Below are 16,055 nucleotides of genomic sequence, written 5' to 3'. Positions count from 1 at the left end.
GCACGCGCCACCGGGCTAGCAGTCACCGGGCCGGGTCACCGGGCTAGCAGTCACCGGGCGTCGTTGGGGTACCGGATCCCCAACTGCGACCGCACCCCGTCGAAGAGGCGCATGACGTTAATCGAGTCTTCCAGCGGCATGACCGGGCTCTCCGTGAGGCCTTGCTGGATGCAGCGGGTTACTTCCCGGAGTTCGTAGGTGTAGCCGGTGCCCACAACGTCAAAGTGCTCGCGGCGGGGTTCGTCCCACCCGATCCGGATCATCAGCTCACGGGGGTTGTTCACGGAGCCCACCGTCTGCAGGAACCCGAGCCCGCCGGCCACCGTTGCGGTTCGGGGGCCGTGGGCCATTAACGACGACGTCAACTGCGCCTGTGCACCAGTGTCGTAGCCCAGCGTCAGGGCGTTCTGGCTGTCCACGCCGTCGTCGTTGAGTGTGCCGATTGCGGTGACCGACTGCGGGAAGCCCAGCGTTCCCAGCGCCCAGAGCAGTGGGTAGACAGTGATGTCCAGGAGCGCTCCGCCGCCGTCATTGAGGGCCCAAATTCGTGCAGCGGGATCGTAGGGTGCCGGGAAGCCGAGGTCTGCGCTGACCCACTGGATCTGTCCGAGCTCCCCGGAGGCCGCGATCTCGAACGCCCGCTGCATGCTCGGCAGGAAGCGGCTCCACACGGCTTCCATGAAGAACACGTTCTGCTCCCGGGCCAGTTTCACCAGCTCGCTGGCTTCTCGGGCGTTAATGGTGAGGGCTTTCTCGCACAGGACATGCTTACCGGCCCGCAAAGCGGCGGCTGCAATCTGGAAGTGCTGGGCATGCGGTGTAGCAACGTAGACCACGTCCACGGCGGGATCGTCGAACAAGCGCTGGTAGCCGGGTACGTCGCCGTCGTCCCCGTAGCCCTTGGCAAAGCCGAGAGTATGGGCGAATGCATCCGCGGCTGCCTGGGTGCGGGAGCTCACTGCGTACAGCTCCGCATCCTCAAGCATTGCCAAGTCCCGGGAAACACTGTTGGCGATGTTGCCTGTGGACACTACTCCCCACCGCAAGGGCAGCCCGGTGGCTACGCGGGGATCCTGATTGGTTTGAGTGGAAAGCCACGGCACGGCGATAGGAAGTGTCATGCCGTTCATCCTCTCATTCCGCAGGTGGTCGCAGTTCTGAAGGAGCGGTGCGCACCCTTTCGCGCCGATCGCTACCGTAACCTCTGGTGCGAGCGGCGGGTACGGGTGCGCCCGGCTCGCCATGGCCACCCGACACGGTAAGCATTCTGTCAAGTCATAGGAATGCCCGGCGCGCAGAATTTCCTCCCTTAGGCTTAGGCAATCATCCCTCGCAGAGGTTCTGTGGGGAGTTACCGAAATGGAGCAGGGATGGGTACTTTTCGGCGCGTCATTTTGCCGGTTGCCTGGTTGTTGGTTTTCGCGATTATTGCGGTGGCCCTGGTTAAGATCGCTTTTGTGGATGGCCTGGAATCGGCCGCTGCCGAGCCCGCGCCTTTGGCCCAAGTGGACATCCCGGTAGTCCCGGCCACCCGGGCTACTGTCACCAACACCGTGGAAATCAAGGGCACCGTACAGAGCGACGCCGCCGAGACTGTCCGCAGCACCTCAGCCGGAAAAGTAGTCCAGGTGTTCGTGGAGCCAGGTGCGACCGTCACCAAGGGCGAGGTCCTTTTCCAAGTCAAGGCTGAGCGCGCGGTCGCCCCCACGCAGACCACACAGGAGGGGCCGCAAACAGCTCCCAAGCCCGTGTACGACTACTTCGACATCCTCGCTCCAAGCGCCGGAACCCTGCAGCAGCTCACAACCCTCATTGACCAGCAGGTCACCGTGGGCGAGTCCGTGGGCAAGATCGATCCCGGAACCTACACGGTGTCGGGATCCGTCACGGCCGCGCAACAGTACCGCCTGCTGGGCAAGCCCGGCCCTGCGGAAATCGCTTTGGTGGGTGGACCGGCGCCGTTCCAGTGCGCCGACGTGACGCTCAAGAACAACACATCCGACGACGGCGGTGCGGCCTCGGGCGGACTGGCCGCCACAGGCGGAGGTGCCGGAATGGGCGTCGGCGCAGCGATTGCGGGCCCCGGCGGAGGCAACCAACCGGAAGAGGGCGGCACTCCTACAGGAACGCTGAGCTGCCCGGTTCCTTCAGGCCAACAGGTCTTCGCGGGACTTGGCGCCACCATGACGGTCAGCGCCGGTGTTGCATCCGACGTAGTAACTGTTCCGCTGACATCCGTGAAGGGCAGCGTCAAGGACGGGATCGTATGGATCGCCGGCCCGGGAGGAACCGGTGCCGCTCCCGAGCAGCGCACTGTCCAGCTGGGGCTCAACGACGGCTCTGTGGTGGAAGTGACCTCCGGCCTGACCGAAGGCGAACAGGTACTGGAATTCGTGCCCGGGGCGCCGGCCGTTCAAGATCCCATGATGGGTCCGGGCCAGGCCGTCTACGGCCCGATGGGCTAGGCAGCGAACGGCATGGACGAATCACCTAAAGAAACTCTCGTCAGTCTGCGTTCAGTCACCCGATCCGTCAGGCTGCCCGACGACCAGCAGCTGAACATCCTCCGGGGCATCGACCTCGAGGTCCACAGCGGGGACCACACCGCAATCGTGGGCCGTTCGGGTTGCGGCAAATCAACATTGCTCAACCTGCTTGGCCTCCTGGACATCCCGACGTCGGGGGAGCTGGAGTTCCTTGGCCAGCCCGCAGACCGGCTGGGTAACAACGCCCGTGCCCGGTTGAGGGGCTCTACCGTGGGCTTCGTGTTCCAGCAGTTCAACCTGTTGCCCGGACGCAGCGCGCTGGACAACGTCATTACGCCGCTGTTCTACGCCAAAGGCAAGGAGTTCTGGCGGCGTCGCGAGATTGCCATGGACATGCTGGACAGGGTTGGCCTCGCCTCCCGCGCCAAGACCATGCCCAACATGCTTTCCGGTGGCGAGCAGCAGCGCGTAGCCATTGCCCGTGCCCTTGTCCGCAGGCCGAGGCTCATCCTGGCCGATGAACCAACCGGTGCGCTGGATGTGGAAACAGGGCAATCCGTGATGGCCCTCCTGGATACAGTGGCCACGGAAACGGCAGCCGCGTTGGTGACCATCACGCACGACACTAACGTCGCAGCCCTGGCCAGGGCCTGCTACCGTCTGGATTCCGGCATGCTCAGCTCGCTGCCGGCACCGGCTCCCGCAGGAGTCGGCGCATGACCGGCTTCATTTCCACGCTCGTTGAAGCGTGGCAGGAACTCCGCATCAACAAGGTTCGCATTCTCCTGGCCCTGTTGGGCGTTGCCTTGTCCGTTGCGGCGTTGACCTCCGTGGTGGGCGTGGGCAGTCTGGCCCGGGAAGGCATGAAAGTTCAGTCCGAACGTAACGGCGGTCGGGTGGCCACGCTGTCCTTGAACGTCCAGGGGCCAACCATGCCGGACACGGTGAAACTTGAGAAGGCCTACCAAGGTATCCAACAGCGCTACGGCATCACGACCTCCACGCACGTCAGCCAGACCCAGGCCGGTTTTCAGTTTCCCCGTGGAGTGACAACCGTGAACGTGACCATTGTGGATGTCGGCTACGGCGTCATCCACCGGGTCCCCCTTCAGCAAGGAAGCTGGTTCGCTGCCGACGACGGCAAAAGGCTCGCACCCGCCGTCGTCGTCTCTGAATCCTTCTATAACCAAGCGGGCAGGCCAAACCTCACCACCCATCCCACGGTGAGCATCCCCGGAGATCAGCCGGCAACGGCGGTGATTATCGGCGTCGTGCCTGATTCCTACCCGGACTCGCCGCCATCCGCGTTCATCCTTGCCGAGGGCGCGGCCATGACCGGGATCAAGCCGCAGATGTCGGAGTTCAAAATCTGGGTTGGCGAGGCACAGGCCGGAGCCCTCACGGCAGCAATCACGGCCGATCTCCAAGGCCAGTTCCCCGGCTACTACGCCCACGCCAACCGTATGGACTATGCCGCATGGGGAGATCCTTTGGCTCCCGTCCAGATGGTGGTGGGCGGCGTGGCCGGTCTGGTGCTCCTGCTCGGAGCCGTGGGAATGCTCAATATCTCCATGGTGACCGTGCGCTACCGGGTCCGTGAAATCGGCATCCGGCGCAGCTTCGGGGCAACGTCCGGACGGATTTTTGTGGGCGTCATGATGGAATCCGTGGTGGCCACCGCAGTTGCCGGCCTGGCGGGAGTCATGCTGGCAGTCGCGGTGGTGAAGCACCCGTGGATCGAATCGAAGGTAGCGCCAGGTCTGACCGAATACCCGGCCTTCCCCATCGAGGCCGCGCTGATGGGATTCGGCGCAGCAGTCCTTGTGGGCGCACTCGCCGGAGCCATTCCTGCGCTTGTGGCGGTGCGCGTCAAGGTCATCGACGCGATCCGGTTCTGACCTCCTCGGTGAGCCGGCCCTGCTGAAGCCGGAAGCAGCGCTCGGTCTTCTGCGCCAGGCTGCGGTCGTGCGTGACCACCAGGATGGTGGTGTTGTGATCGCGGCTCAGGGAACTCAACAGCTCGATGATGTGCTCGCCGGTTTGCTCATCCAGATTTCCGGTGGGCTCATCGGCGAGGATCAGCTTGGGCTCGTTGGCCAGCGCCCGGGCAATCGCCACACGCTGCTGCTCGCCGCCGGACAGTCGGTTGGTGCGGCGCGAGTGCTTCTCCGGGTCCAACTGCACCTGCTCCAGCAGCTCCTTGGCCCGCTGCAGCCGTGCCGCTTTGCGCATGCCCGCGAACTCCATGGGCAGCATGACGTTGTCCACGGCACTGAGGTTGGGAATCAGGTTGAACTGCTGGAACACGAAGCCGATGTCCCGGCGACGGTACTCGGTCAGCTTGCCGTCCGGCAGTCCGGCCAGGCTGACGCCGTCCACGACGACGTCTCCCGAGGTGGGCTTGTCCAGCGCACCCAGGAGGGACAACAGTGTGCTTTTGCCGCTGCCGCTCTTGCCGACGATGGACGCCAGCGAGCCCTTGTCGAGCTCAAAGCTGACCCCGTTTACTGGCTTGATGGTCCGATCACCGGACTTGAACTGACGGACCAGGTCCTTGACTACGATCACGGCTATTCTCCTCGGAGTACTTCGATGGGACGGATACGGGCGGTCAGCAGTGCCGGTACCAGCGCACCGATGATGGCTACCGCGAAGACTGCGGCGATGCCTGCAGCGAGGACGCCGGGGGAGACGCTCGCAGTGACGGAGGTGAGCAGCTGCGACGCTCCACCGAAGGGGCCGCCCTGGCCGCCACCCATCCCACCGCCGGGCATCCCGCCACCCGGGACTGTGCCGTTGGGCATGGCCCCTGCAAGTCCGCCGCCGCGCTGGGTGGTGGTGGCCGCCGTCGTGGTGGTGTTTGAACTAATGAGTGCCGACGCGATGCCGCCGCTGGCCAATGAAGCGATCACAGCTCCCACAACACTGCCCAAGGCAACAAGGACCAACGACTCGAGGACGAACTGCAGGCCGATAGTGCGGTTCCGGGCACCGATGGCCTTCAGGACGCCGATCTCGCGGCGGCGCTCGCGAACCAGCATGACCATGATGAGCAGGATGATGATTCCGGCGGTGGCTAAGGCCGCAATGAAGGCGATCATCGAGATGTTCTTGACGCTGTCCAGTGAGCTGACAGCCGTTTCGAGGTTGCGCTGGCCCTGGGTGACGTCGGCCTTGTCGGTGCCGAGCGCGTCCTGAACGGCAGTTTTAGTGCTGTCCACGTTCTCCATGCTGTTGACCGTGACGATCATGGTGGACAGCTCATCCGCGGTCTCCGCCAACGTCTGCGCTTCAGGAAGCGTGACGTAGACGGCGTTGTTCCCGAAGGTAGTGCCGGCGTCGAAGATTCCCGTTACGGTGAAGGTCTTGTCCTGGATGGTGAACGTGGAGCCTACGGTCAGGCCGTTCTTCTCAGCCAAGGACGTGCCCACCAGAGCCTTCGCCTCGGATGCCGTGTAGTCGCCCAGGCCTGTGCCGCTGGTGATCTCCAGGGCCTTGCCGGTGCTGTCCACTTCGGCGCCGATGCCCGTAGCGGTGATCGGCAGGGTGCGCGTGGGCAGGGTAGTTGTGCCGGTGGTTCCGCTCGCGTTGTTGCGGTTTCCCAGCGTGCCGGCGTCGACGGCGGCCGTCAGGTTGGTGCTGACCGTCGCCTGCTGCCCGCCGGGACCGAAGCCCCCGGCCGGGCCTGCCTGTTGGGTGGTGCCGGTGGCTGCGTCGGTGGTCCCCGTTGTGGTGGTCGTCTGGAGGCGCAGTGCCTTGGTGCCAACTACTGACGCCACGTTGGCGACCGACGCCGCAGTCTCAGCCTCCGCCGTCGTGAGCGGTTCGCCGCCGCCTTCAAAGCCTTGGCCGCCCGCCGGATTAACCGTCAAGATGGTGCCAACGGAGGCGTTGAGCTCCTGGACCTTGGCGCCCACTGCCTGATTGGCCACGAGCATGGCCAACGCCAGGCCGATGGCTACGGCCAGCACGGCGACAACCGCCGTCGTTCGTATTTTGTTGCGGAAGGCATTGCCTACGCTTCGGGCAAGGACGCTCACGTTTCTCCTCTTGACCTGCAAGTTCGGGGGCCCACTGGACGTGGGCTGCAGATCCAAGACTCGTGAGTGCTGCTGTGCGGAAAGCCTGCCGTAGCTATGCGTGGGCTGTGAAAGTACTCGAGTCTCGTTTGAAGGCAAGAGAAAGCCCCGGCCCGCCGAATTGGCGGACCGGGGCTTGCTGCTCTTAAGCGGTGTTACTTGGTGACCACTTACTTGGTGATCGGGCCGAGTACCGGATCGTCAACGTAAGCCGTCTTGACGTTCTCTGCCGTAACGATCTGCGGAGGCAGGAGGAATGCCGGGACGGTCTTGACGCCGTTCTTGTAGGAATCCTTGTCGTTGATTTCCAGTTCCTTGCCGGCCTGGAGGTCCTTCACCATGGTGATGGCGTGCTCAACGAGCTTGCGGGTGTCCTTGTTGATGGTGGAGTACTGCTCGCCTGCCATGATCGACTTCACGGACTCAACTTCGGAGTCCTGGCCGGTCACGACGGGCAGCGGCTTGCCGGCGGCCTTGACGGACGTCAGGACTGCGCGGGCCAAGGTGTCGTTCGGGGAGAGGACACCGTCCAGGGAAGCGGTGCCGTAGCTGCCGGTGAGCAGTGTGTCAGCGCGACGCTGGGCGTTCTCTGCCTTCCAGCCCTGAGTAACAGCCTGCTCGAACGAGGTCTGGCCGGAGACAACCTTGAGGGTTCCGTCGTCGATCTTCGGCTTCAGGACGCTCATGGCGCCGTCAAAGAAGACCTTCGCGTTGGCATCGTCGGGGGAACCGGCAAAGAGCTCGATGTTATACGGGCCGGAAGGCTTCTTGGCCTTCATACCGTCCAACAGCGCCTGGCCCTGGAGTTCACCAACCTTGAAGTTGTCGTACGCCACGTAGTAATCCACGTTCTCGGTGTTGAGAAGCAGACGGTCGTAGGCGATGACTGTGGCGCCGGAGTCCTTGGCCTGCTTGAGCTGCGTACCCAGCTGGGCGCCGTCGATGGCTCCCACGATGATCACCTTGGCACCCTTGGTGACCATGGCGCTGATCTGGTTCTGCTGCTCGGACACGCCGCCGTTGGCGAACTGGACGTCGGGCTTGAACCCGGCGCTGCTGAGGCCATCGTTGAACAGCTTCTCCGCGAGGACCCAGTTTTCACTGGTCTTCTGCGGAAGTGCGACGCCGATCATTGAGTCCTTGGGGAACGCTTCCCCGCCTGCTGTGCTGCTGCTTGAGCCGCTGTCACTGCGGCCGCAGGCTGTCAGCGCCAGTGCCGCGATGGCAGCGACTGCTGCTGCCTTTCCTGCTTTACCAAACATTCGCATATCTTGGTTCACTTTCTGTGTGGGTGGGGTGGAGCGAGTCTTTCAGGGAGCGGATTACGCTTCCTTGGAGATGACCTCTTTGGTGGAGGTGGTTTCGTCGGGCTTGATCTCGTTGTTGCGCTGGAAGTTCTTCATCAGCAGCCCGGTAATGGACCGCTTGCCCTGCGACTTGTTGTAAACATCGAAGGCGACTGCTGCAAGGAGCACCAGGCCCTTGATGATCTGGGTGAGGTCGGCGCCGACGCCCAGCAGCTGGAGGCCGTTGTTGAGGACAGCCATGACCAGGCCACCAACGATCGAGCCGATCACGGTGCCAACACCACCGGTGACGGCTGCGCCACCGATGAAGACTGCCGCAATGGCGTCCAGTTCCCAACCGACGCCGTCGAACGGACCGGAAGCGGTGGAACGTCCAACGAAGATCATGCCTGCCAGGCCAGCCAGGACGGACATGTTCATCATGACCAGGAAGTTGACCTTCTTGGACTGCACGCCGGACAGCTCAGCTGCGTGGCGGTTGCCACCCACTGCGTAGACGTGACGGCCGAGGACGGTCTTGTCAGCGATGAAACCGTAGATGAGAACCAGCACGGCCAGGATCAGGCCGGGGATCGGGAAGGACGTGCCGGGCCGACCCGTGGCGAACAGGTATGTAGCGTAGAGGATGGCGCCGCAGATCAGGACCAGCTTGGTGACTTCGACCCAAAGTTCAGGAACTTCGGCGCCCAGCGCCTTGCTGGTGGCGCGGGCACGCAGGGACATGATGACCACGAACGCAGCTGCAATGATGCCCAGCAGCAGGGTGAGGTTGTTGAAGCCTGTATTAGGGCCAATCTCGGGCAGGTAGCCGGAACCAAGGAACTGGAAGTCCTGGGGAACGGGGATGGTGTTGGACTTGCCCACGAACTGGTTGAAGCCACGGAACAACAGCATGCCGGCCAGGGTCACAATGAAGGCTGGTATGCCCACATACGCCACCCAGAATCCTTGCCAGGCTCCGATCACTGCTCCCAGGAGCAGGCCGAAGAGCACGCCTGCCCACCAAGGCAGACCCCAGTCGCGCATTGCCAAGGCCACGAAGACGCCCACGAAGGCGGCAACGGAACCCACGGAAAGGTCGATGTGGCCGGCAATGATGACCAGGACCATGCCGATGGCCAGGATCAGGATGTAGGAGTTGCCGTTGAACAGGTTGATCACGTTGCCGGGCGTCAGGGTACGGCCGTCCGTGAAGATCTGGAAGAAGACGATAAGTGCCACCAGGGCGAAGATCATGCCGAACTGGCGGGTATTGCCACCAAATAGCTTCTTGAGCGCGTTCATTGTTTTGGTCCTTGTGTCAGGAAGGGGCGGGGCGAGGCCAAAGGGTCAGGCTGCTTTGCGGGCGGACGTCATAAGCTTCATCAGGCTTTCCTGGCTTGCTTCGTTTTTGTCCAGGACGCCTGTGATGGCGCCTTCGAAGATGGTGTAGATCCGGTCGGACAGGCCCAGGAGCTCAGGAAGCTCCGAGGAAATGACAATCACTCCCTTGCCCTGGTTCGCCAGCTTCTGGATGATGCCGTAGATCTCGTACTTGGCGCCGACGTCAATGCCACGGGTGGGTTCGTCCAGGATCAGGAGATCCGGATCTGTGAACATCCATTTGGCCAGGACCACCTTCTGCTGGTTGCCGCCGGAAAGCTTGGCAACGCCTTCCTCAACCGACGGGGTCTTGGTCCGCAATGATTTCCGGTACTCCTCGGCAACGGAGAATTCCTTGCGGGTGTCCACCACCGTGTAGTTGCTGATCTTGTTCAGCGCCGCCGAAACCGTGGTGGTCTTGATGTCATCGAGCAGGTTCAGGCCCAAGGACTTCCGGTCCTCAGTGACGTAGCCGAGTCCGGCGTCGATCGCTTGACGAACGGTGCGAAGGTTGACCTGCTTGCCGTCCTTGTAGACCTGGCCCTTGATGAACCGGCCATAGGAATGCCCAAACAGCGAGCGGGCCAGTTCCGTGCGTCCTGCCCCCATGAGCCCTGCGAAGCCAACGATTTCGCCGCGGCGCACAAAGAAGTTGGAACCCTTGCAGATCAAGCGGTCCTGGATCTGCGGGTGCCCAACGGTCCAGTCCTTGACCTCGAAGAAGACCTCGCCAATCTTGGGTTCGTGATCCGGGAAGCGGGACTCGAGCGTCCTGCCCACCATGCCCTTGATGATGCGGTCTTCGTCCACGCCGTCACGCTTGACGTTGAGGGTTTCAATGGACTTGCCGTCACGGATGATGGTGATCTCGTCCGCGATCTGTTCGATCTCGTTGAGTTTGTGGGAAATGATGATGGAGGTGATGCCCTTGCCCTTCAGGCCAAGGATCAGGTCCAGCAAGTGCTGGGAGTCGGACTCGTTCAGTGCGGCGGTGGGCTCGTCCAGGATCAGGAGCTTCACGGACTTGTTCAAGGCCTTGGCGATCTCCACCAGCTGCTGCTTGCCGACGCCGATTTCCTTGATGGGGGTATCGGGATCTTCCCTGAGGCCGACACGGGCCAGCAGCTCGAGGGAGCGCTTCCGGGCTTCTGCCCAGTCGATCACTCCCCACTTGGTGGGTTCGTTGCCCAGGAAGATGTTCTCCATGATGGACAGTTCCGGGATCAGCGCCAGTTCCTGGTGGATGATCACGATGCCGGCCGCTTCGCTTGCGCGGATGTCCTTGAATTGCTGCGTTTCCGCCTGGTACACGATGTCGCCCGTGTAGCTTCCGTACCCGTAAACACCGGATAGAACTTTCATGAGCGTGGATTTGCCGGCCCCGTTTTCGCCACAGATGGCGTGGATTTCGCCGGCCATCACGCGCAGGCTCACATTCGACAAGGCCTTCACTCCAGGAAATTCCTTGGTGATGGAACGCATCTCCAAAAGGATGGGTTCACCTTGCGTGTCGAGGGATGTCATCAGCCCTTACGCCTCCAATGCATGACTTCGTTGTCGGCCCCGCAATGGCGAGGCTGTCTGATCAAAAAGTAAACTGGATCACCCATCTTGTCGTCAAGACTTGAACGCATGATCCAGCTAACGATTTCGTTACCTACCGGTAATGCCTGCGTGTTGGAACACCAAAGCGGCGGCTCCCAGGGCCTCTGCGCGTGCTCCGAGGGACGACATCGCGAGGTGGGTTGTCTCTCCCACCACGGGTACCGCATGCCGGACAAGGCCGCGGCGGATGGGGTCCAGGAGGAGGTCGCCCAAGCCCGCCAAGGGTCCACCGACAACGATCACTTCAGGGTTTATCAGGTTGGAGACATTGCCCAAGGCGCGGCCCACTGCCAGGCCGGCATCGTCCACCACGCGCTGGGTTGCGGAGTCTCCGGCCAAGCAATTGCGGACGATGTCCTGCGGGGTTAGGAGCTTCTCCTGCCCGCGACCCAGGAGCTCGATCATGGTGGTGGTTGAGGCAATGGTTTCCAGGCATCCGCGGTTGCCGCAGCGGCACACCAATCCGTGTTCATGGATGGTGGCATGGCCGATTTCTCCGGTGATGCCTACGTTCCCGTAATAGGGCAGTCCGTTAAGGATCAGGCCGGCGCCGATGCCCGAGCCGATCTTGAGGAACATGAGGTTGGAGACCCCGCTATGCGGGCCCCATGTCACTTCTGACAACGCACCAAGATTGGCGTCATTATCAACAAAGACGGGGCAGTTCAGCGCTTCCTCCAAGCGATGGAGGATGTCGATGCCCACCCATTCGGGGAGGATGGCGCCCTGGGCAACCGTACCTGTGCGGCGGTCTATGGGCCCCGGAATGCCGGCACCTGCGCCCACCACTGCGGTGCGGTCTACGCCATTTTCACGCAGTAGCCTGTCAAGGAGTGGGACTGCTGCCGCGATGCCCTCTTCCGCCTGGTGGCCCAGCGGTAGTTCCATGTAATCCTCGGCAATCACGTGGTACCCCAGCGATGCCAACACCACCCTCAGGTGCCGGCGCCCGAAGTCGATTCCGACGGCGACCGCACCGTTGCTGTTGAGTCTCACGTTGGTTGCCCGGCGCCCCGAGCTTGTGGTCGGCTCGGTGGAAACCAGTCCGGCGTCCTGCATGATTTTCACGATGTTGGAGATGGTGGCCGTGGAAAGACCGGTCTGCCGGGAAAGCTCCGCCTGCGTAGACGGCCCGCTCAGCAAACACTCGATGATGCGTTGCTGATTCAGGTGTCGCAGCGCGGACTGCGAGCCGGGTTTTCTTGGATGGCTCTTCGTTGAGCGCTGCGTAGCGGACATGACAAGAAGATTGCCCCACAAGCAACCTTGTAGTCAAGAAGTGAACACAGCGAGTCAACCCTGCCCGACATACTCCAACGCAAGATCGAGAGATATGTACCCCTTGTGAGGCCCGTTATGCGCACTATGAACCCATGTTTGCCTGCAGAGCGGGCCTCGCAACAGGGGAGCGGCGTGCATTGCGTCCCGATCCAGAGTTCCCCGGGTCCAATTGCCTCACTCGCCGAGCAAGTCCCGGGCCTACGCTGGAAGCAAGAAACGTCCCGGGCACGTGTATGAGGCATCGGGATCAGGCGAAACCAAGGTGGTAATGATGCTGCTCTCAGTCCTGCAGGCGAACGCTTCCGTCATGGACGTTGAGGCGAACCTGCGCACAATCGACGACGCCGCGCAGCGCGCCGCCCAAGCCGGGTCCGGGCTGCTCCTCACTCCGGAGCTGTTCCCCGTGGGCTACGCACCCTTGCGGCTCCACGCCGAACTGGACCCATCTACGCTCCCTGGCATTCGTGAACGGCTGGCCGGCATTGCCCGGACCAACGGCGTTGGCTTGGTTTATAGCCTTCCGGCGCCGGCAGCGGGAAGCGAAGGGAGCTGGCACATCACCGCCACCCTCCTCGACTCGGCAGGCAACGAGGTCCTCAACTACGCCAAAGTGCACCTCTTCGGTCCGGAGGAGCATAAGGCGTTCGTCGGCGCCCAAGAACCTCCCGCCGTCGTGGATTTCAACGGGATCCGCACATCGATGCTGATTTGCTACGACGTCGAGTTCCCGGAAGCCGTCCGTGCCGCCGCCACACGAGGTGCTGAACTCCTGCTGGTGCCAACTGCCCTTTCCGCCGGGTTCGACAACGTGCCGCAGGTCCTTATCCGTGCCCGCGCGTTGGAAAGCCAACTCAACGTGGCCTACGCCAACCACAGCGGACACGAGGACATCTACAACTTCCTGGGCGGCAGCGTTGTTGCCGGACCAGACGGATCGTTGCTTGCCGCTGCGGGGGAGTCAGCCACTCTGTTGTTCGCGGAGGTCGGCACGGAGTCAGTAAAAGCGGCGCGCGAAGAAGTCCCGTACCTGCGCGAACGCCGGCCGGAACTCTACGAGGAATGGGACAACTAGTCGCCCGTCGAATCACCGGAAAGGCCAGCGACCAGCTCATCCACGTACTGCAACGCAAACCACAGCTCGGCCCGGACTTGCGCCTGGTTGAGGTCCATGTCAAGCAGCTCGCCGAGCACGCCGATCTGCCGCCGCACGCTGTTGCGGTGCAGCCCCAGCAGCTTGGCCGAGCCGTCCCAACTGCCGTTCTCGCTAAGCCAACCGCGCAAGACAGCAAGAAGCGGATCCCGACGGTCCGGTTCAAGCGCGAGCACGGGGGCAAGGAGTCGTTCGGCCAGCATGGTCCCGGCTTCGCGGCCCAGCAGACCTGAGACAGACCACGTGACCTCATCAACGCGGGCGCTCTTGCCGGTGGAAAGAACGCGGCTTCGCAGGGAGCTTGCACGTTGGTAGGCCGCTTGGAGTCCAAGGAGCTCGGTTGGTTCCCCGATGACCAGCCGCCAGCCCAGCTTCTCCACGTCGGCCAGCAAGGAATCGTCCACCCTCAAGCGGGTAATGGCCGCGAAACCGTACTCGGTAATTTCCACCAGTTTGGTATCGAACAGCCTCCGCCACTGCAGCACTTCCCTCACCGGTCCGTCGTCTGCGGCTCCGTCCACCCTGATGCCCTGCACCACTCGCATCTGTGCCGAACGAGTGGAGGACAGGCTCTGCGCCAGCAGGTCCTTGAGCCCGTTGACATGTTTAGTGCCACCCGACGCAACCGAATCCGGGTGCAACAAAACAGCTGTAGCCAGCTGGCTCGGTGCCAACGAGCCACTGGTCCGCTGCCTCACCAACAACTCCAGCAAGCCCACGGCTGACTGCACCACATTGTTTTGCGCAGGCGTCAGTGGTGCATCCGAACCGAGGATCAAAGCGCCAAGGTTGGCATCCTTAGTGCTGCGCAATGGGTGTCCGAACACCAATTCCGAACCCGGCTGTTCGAAACCGTCCATCTCCACCCGTGGACCGCTGCCGGACAGCAACCGCTCCAGGAGGGGTGTCAACAAGGAATGCTCGACGCCGCTGCTGCCGCCGGCGTTGTGCCCCCGGGCACGGACCCGTCCGTCAGCGCCCACCAGAACAGCCCACACGGGCACCCTCTGCACCAGAGCGGCCAACAGTTCATGTTCGGGCCGGGGGGAGAGGACCGCCCGCATGAGTTGGCGGTTGGTGTCGGCTAGTTGCCGGAAGACCCGCGCGTTGTCAGTTTCCAGAAGCTGGGAGAACTCCAAGCCAATCGCCGCGAAAGGCACAGACTCCGGTACCTCGAACAACGTGAGGTTGTGCTTGCGGCAAGCGTCCAGCAGGACGTCCGGGACGGCGTCGAAATAGGGCCTGATACCGAAGCCGAGGGCCGCAACCTTGGCACCCACGAGCCGCCGAACGTAGGCGTCCACCTTGGCCGCCGAGCCGCCCTTCCCAAGGAAAGGCAACCCGGCGGTGAGGAGGAATTCGCCCTCCGGCAGGTACGGCGTGGGGTCTTCGAGCTCACTGGGTTCCACCCACCGCAGCAGCGAGGTCCCGCTGCCGCCGTCGTGAAGCATTTTCAACTCCGGCGGCAGGTGCTCCAGGAACTGCTCGAGCGTGACAAAACTCAGGCGGGCGGTGGCGGGCTCAGGCGACATTGCCCTGCCCGGCGGCGGCCGGCTCCTGGTAGTCGGGGCACTCGTAAGCGGAGTCCTGGTTGGCGCTGCTTGCGTAGGCGCGCGGCAGGCGCGGTGCAATCCTGTTGATGATCTCGTCGCCGTGGCTTCCGATCGCGGCACCCCAGTCGTCGGCGCTCGCCGCCCCGCATGCCGGGTCACCGAACAACACTGCGGTGTCCCCGACGTCGATTCCCGAAGCGTCCGGTCCGAGGTCCACCATGAACTGGTCCATGCAGACCTTGCCGATCACCGGCACCGCGCGGCCGGCCACGTTCACAACCGAGCGGCCGCTGATGCCCTTGGGGATACCGTCCGCGTAGCCGAGCGGGATGAGCCCGAGGTAACGCGGTTCGTAGGTGATGGCCTGGTGTTCGTAGCTGACGCCTGTGCCTGCCGGGACCTTCTTGACCATGACCAGCGGCGCCGTCACGCTGAGTGCCGGACGCAAGCCAAAGTCAGCCGGGTTCAGGTGATCGGCGGGGGCAAGCCCGTAAATGGCCAGTCCCGCGCGGACCATGTCGAAGTGGAATTCCGGCCGGTCCAGGATGTTGGCGGAACTGGAAACATGCCTGAGGTCGGGGCTTAGTCCGGCCTCGCGCGCTTGGTGAACGGCGTCCTCGAACTCCGCGACGGCGGTGGCGTTACCGGGGTGCGCGGGGACATCGGCCCAGGCCAGGTGGGTCCAGAGGCCTCGAACACGGAGGGTCCCGTCCAGCTCAGCTTGCCGTGCCTGCGCCACAAGTTCAGCCCAGTCTTCCTTTCGTGCACCGCCGCGGCTGAGGCCGCTGTCCAGTTCCAAATGCACGACGGCGGGACGGCCCAGGCGTTTCGCGATTCCTACCAGCACCTCCAGTTGGCTGACGCTTCCGAGGGACACATCAATGTCGTTTTCCAGCGCCTCAAGGATGGTGGCGCTTGTCTGGGATGCCAGATACAGCCACGAAAGTATGGGGACTGTGATGCCCGCTTGGCGGAGTGCGATAGCTTCACTGAGCTGGGCTGTGCCAAGCCAGTCTGCGCCAGCTTCCACCGCTGTGCGAGCAACTTCCACCAGGCCGTGGCCGTAGGCGTTGCCCTTGACTACAGCCATGAAATGCTGCGCCTCGGTGCGTTTTTTCAGGGCTTTGACATTGTCTGAAATGGCAGACAAGTCCACGTTGACCTGCCCGGAAAGGGCCGCGGCGGCAGCCTCTTGATAGTGTGCATTACGTCTCATGGTTGAACACTATAGG

The 16,055-nt window shown here is 63.0% G+C and carries 13 protein-coding genes; 4 read left to right on the top strand and 9 right to left on the bottom strand.

Annotation, left to right across the window (positions count from 1 at the left end):
• Positions 1-50: 50 nt before the first annotated feature.
• Positions 51-1,121: a Gfo/Idh/MocA family protein gene (locus tag ACZ881_RS13665; protein WP_476116203.1), complete on the bottom strand. Its 1,071-nt coding sequence runs from the start codon at positions 1,119-1,121 to the stop codon at positions 51-53.
• A gap of 249 nt (positions 1,122-1,370) precedes the next feature.
• Between ACZ881_RS13665 and ACZ881_RS13660 the strand changes: the two genes are divergently transcribed.
• From ACZ881_RS13660 to ACZ881_RS13650, 3 genes are read left to right on the top strand one after another with little or no spacing between them, the layout of a single operon-like run.
• The gene (locus ACZ881_RS13660; RefSeq protein ID WP_476116201.1) at positions 1,371-2,465 is read left to right on the top strand and encodes an efflux RND transporter periplasmic adaptor subunit; all 1,095 of its coding nucleotides are present in this window, start codon (positions 1,371-1,373) and stop codon (positions 2,463-2,465) included.
• 12 nt (positions 2,466-2,477) lie between these two features.
• Entirely contained in the window at positions 2,478-3,206 is a 729-nt protein-coding gene (locus ACZ881_RS13655) for an ABC transporter ATP-binding protein (RefSeq protein WP_476116199.1), read from the top strand.
• Positions 3,203-4,384 carry an ABC transporter permease gene (locus ACZ881_RS13650; RefSeq protein WP_476116197.1) on the top strand — a complete coding sequence of 394 codons (1,182 nt, stop codon included), beginning with the start codon at positions 3,203-3,205 and terminating at the stop codon, positions 4,382-4,384. The genes ACZ881_RS13655 and ACZ881_RS13650 overlap by 4 nt, the downstream gene beginning before the upstream one ends.
• On the opposite strand, the gene ACZ881_RS13645 is transcribed toward ACZ881_RS13650, so the two are convergent.
• The 6 genes from ACZ881_RS13645 to ACZ881_RS13620 form a co-directional block, all read right to left on the bottom strand.
• Positions 4,362-5,054 carry an ABC transporter ATP-binding protein gene (locus tag ACZ881_RS13645; RefSeq protein WP_476116195.1) on the bottom strand — a complete coding sequence of 231 codons (693 nt, stop codon included), beginning with the start codon at positions 5,052-5,054 and terminating at the stop codon, positions 4,362-4,364. The two genes, ACZ881_RS13650 and ACZ881_RS13645, sit on opposite strands and share 23 nt — an antisense overlap.
• 2 nt (positions 5,055-5,056) lie before the next feature.
• Entirely contained in the window at positions 5,057-6,526 is a 1,470-nt protein-coding gene (locus tag ACZ881_RS13640) for an ABC transporter permease (RefSeq protein WP_476116193.1), read from the bottom strand.
• A gap of 209 nt (positions 6,527-6,735) precedes the next feature.
• Positions 6,736-7,833 (bottom strand): substrate-binding domain-containing protein, encoded by a 1,098-nt coding sequence (locus ACZ881_RS13635; RefSeq protein WP_476116191.1) that lies wholly within the window; start codon positions 7,831-7,833, stop codon positions 6,736-6,738.
• Positions 7,834-7,887: 54 nt separating this feature from the next.
• Positions 7,888-9,156: a multiple monosaccharide ABC transporter permease gene (gene mmsB / locus ACZ881_RS13630; protein WP_091466014.1), complete on the bottom strand. Its 1,269-nt coding sequence runs from the start codon at positions 9,154-9,156 to the stop codon at positions 7,888-7,890.
• Positions 9,157-9,201: 45 nt separating this feature from the next.
• Positions 9,202-10,758, bottom strand: coding sequence for a multiple monosaccharide ABC transporter ATP-binding protein (gene mmsA / locus ACZ881_RS13625; protein WP_091466016.1), 1,557 nt, complete (start codon positions 10,756-10,758; stop codon positions 9,202-9,204).
• A 129-nt stretch (positions 10,759-10,887) separates the two neighbouring features.
• Positions 10,888-12,078: an ROK family transcriptional regulator gene (locus ACZ881_RS13620; protein WP_476116188.1), complete on the bottom strand. Its 1,191-nt coding sequence runs from the start codon at positions 12,076-12,078 to the stop codon at positions 10,888-10,890.
• 310 nt (positions 12,079-12,388) lie between these two features.
• Between ACZ881_RS13620 and ACZ881_RS13615 the strand changes: the two genes are divergently transcribed.
• The gene (locus ACZ881_RS13615; RefSeq protein WP_476116186.1) at positions 12,389-13,192 is read left to right on the top strand and encodes a carbon-nitrogen hydrolase family protein; all 804 of its coding nucleotides are present in this window, start codon (positions 12,389-12,391) and stop codon (positions 13,190-13,192) included.
• On the opposite strand, the gene ACZ881_RS13610 is transcribed toward ACZ881_RS13615, so the two are convergent.
• Together ACZ881_RS13610 and alr are read right to left on the bottom strand one after the other, a co-directional pair.
• Positions 13,189-14,802, bottom strand: a complete 1,614-nt coding sequence (locus ACZ881_RS13610) for a PucR family transcriptional regulator (RefSeq protein ID WP_476116184.1) — start codon at positions 14,800-14,802, stop codon at positions 13,189-13,191. The two genes, ACZ881_RS13615 and ACZ881_RS13610, sit on opposite strands and share 4 nt — an antisense overlap.
• Complete coding sequence (gene alr / locus ACZ881_RS13605; protein ID WP_476116182.1) at positions 14,792-16,039, bottom strand: alanine racemase; 1,248 nt, start codon at positions 16,037-16,039, stop codon at positions 14,792-14,794. Before alr ends, ACZ881_RS13610 begins: the two co-directional genes overlap by 11 nt.
• Positions 16,040-16,055: the final 16 nt, after the last annotated feature.

The sequence above is a fragment of the Paenarthrobacter sp. TE3676 genome (genome assembly GCF_056279165.1).
This window is presented reverse-complemented; position numbering and strand designations above follow the sequence as displayed.

Excerpts from the sequence above, each read along its gene's own strand:
- ACZ881_RS13635 (WP_476116191.1), bottom strand. The coding sequence starts at position 7,833 with ATGCGAATGTTTGGTAAAGCAGGAAAGGCAGCAGCAGTCGCTGCCATC.
- ACZ881_RS13665 (WP_476116203.1), bottom strand. The coding sequence starts at position 1,121 with ATGACACTTCCTATCGCCGTGCCGTGGCTTTCCACTCAAACCAATCAG.
- mmsB (WP_091466014.1), bottom strand. The coding sequence starts at position 9,156 with ATGAACGCGCTCAAGAAGCTATTTGGTGGCAATACCCGCCAGTTCGGC.
- ACZ881_RS13650 (WP_476116197.1), top strand. The coding sequence starts at position 3,203 with ATGACCGGCTTCATTTCCACGCTCGTTGAAGCGTGGCAGGAACTCCGC.
- mmsA (WP_091466016.1), bottom strand. The coding sequence starts at position 10,758 with ATGACATCCCTCGACACGCAAGGTGAACCCATCCTTTTGGAGATGCGT.
- ACZ881_RS13655 (WP_476116199.1), top strand. The coding sequence starts at position 2,478 with ATGGACGAATCACCTAAAGAAACTCTCGTCAGTCTGCGTTCAGTCACC.
- ACZ881_RS13620 (WP_476116188.1), bottom strand. The coding sequence starts at position 12,078 with ATGTCCGCTACGCAGCGCTCAACGAAGAGCCATCCAAGAAAACCCGGC.
- ACZ881_RS13610 (WP_476116184.1), bottom strand. The coding sequence starts at position 14,802 with ATGTCGCCTGAGCCCGCCACCGCCCGCCTGAGTTTTGTCACGCTCGAG.
- ACZ881_RS13615 (WP_476116186.1), top strand. The coding sequence starts at position 12,389 with ATGATGCTGCTCTCAGTCCTGCAGGCGAACGCTTCCGTCATGGACGTT.
- alr (WP_476116182.1), bottom strand. The coding sequence starts at position 16,039 with ATGAGACGTAATGCACACTATCAAGAGGCTGCCGCCGCGGCCCTTTCC.
- ACZ881_RS13660 (WP_476116201.1), top strand. The coding sequence starts at position 1,371 with ATGGGTACTTTTCGGCGCGTCATTTTGCCGGTTGCCTGGTTGTTGGTT.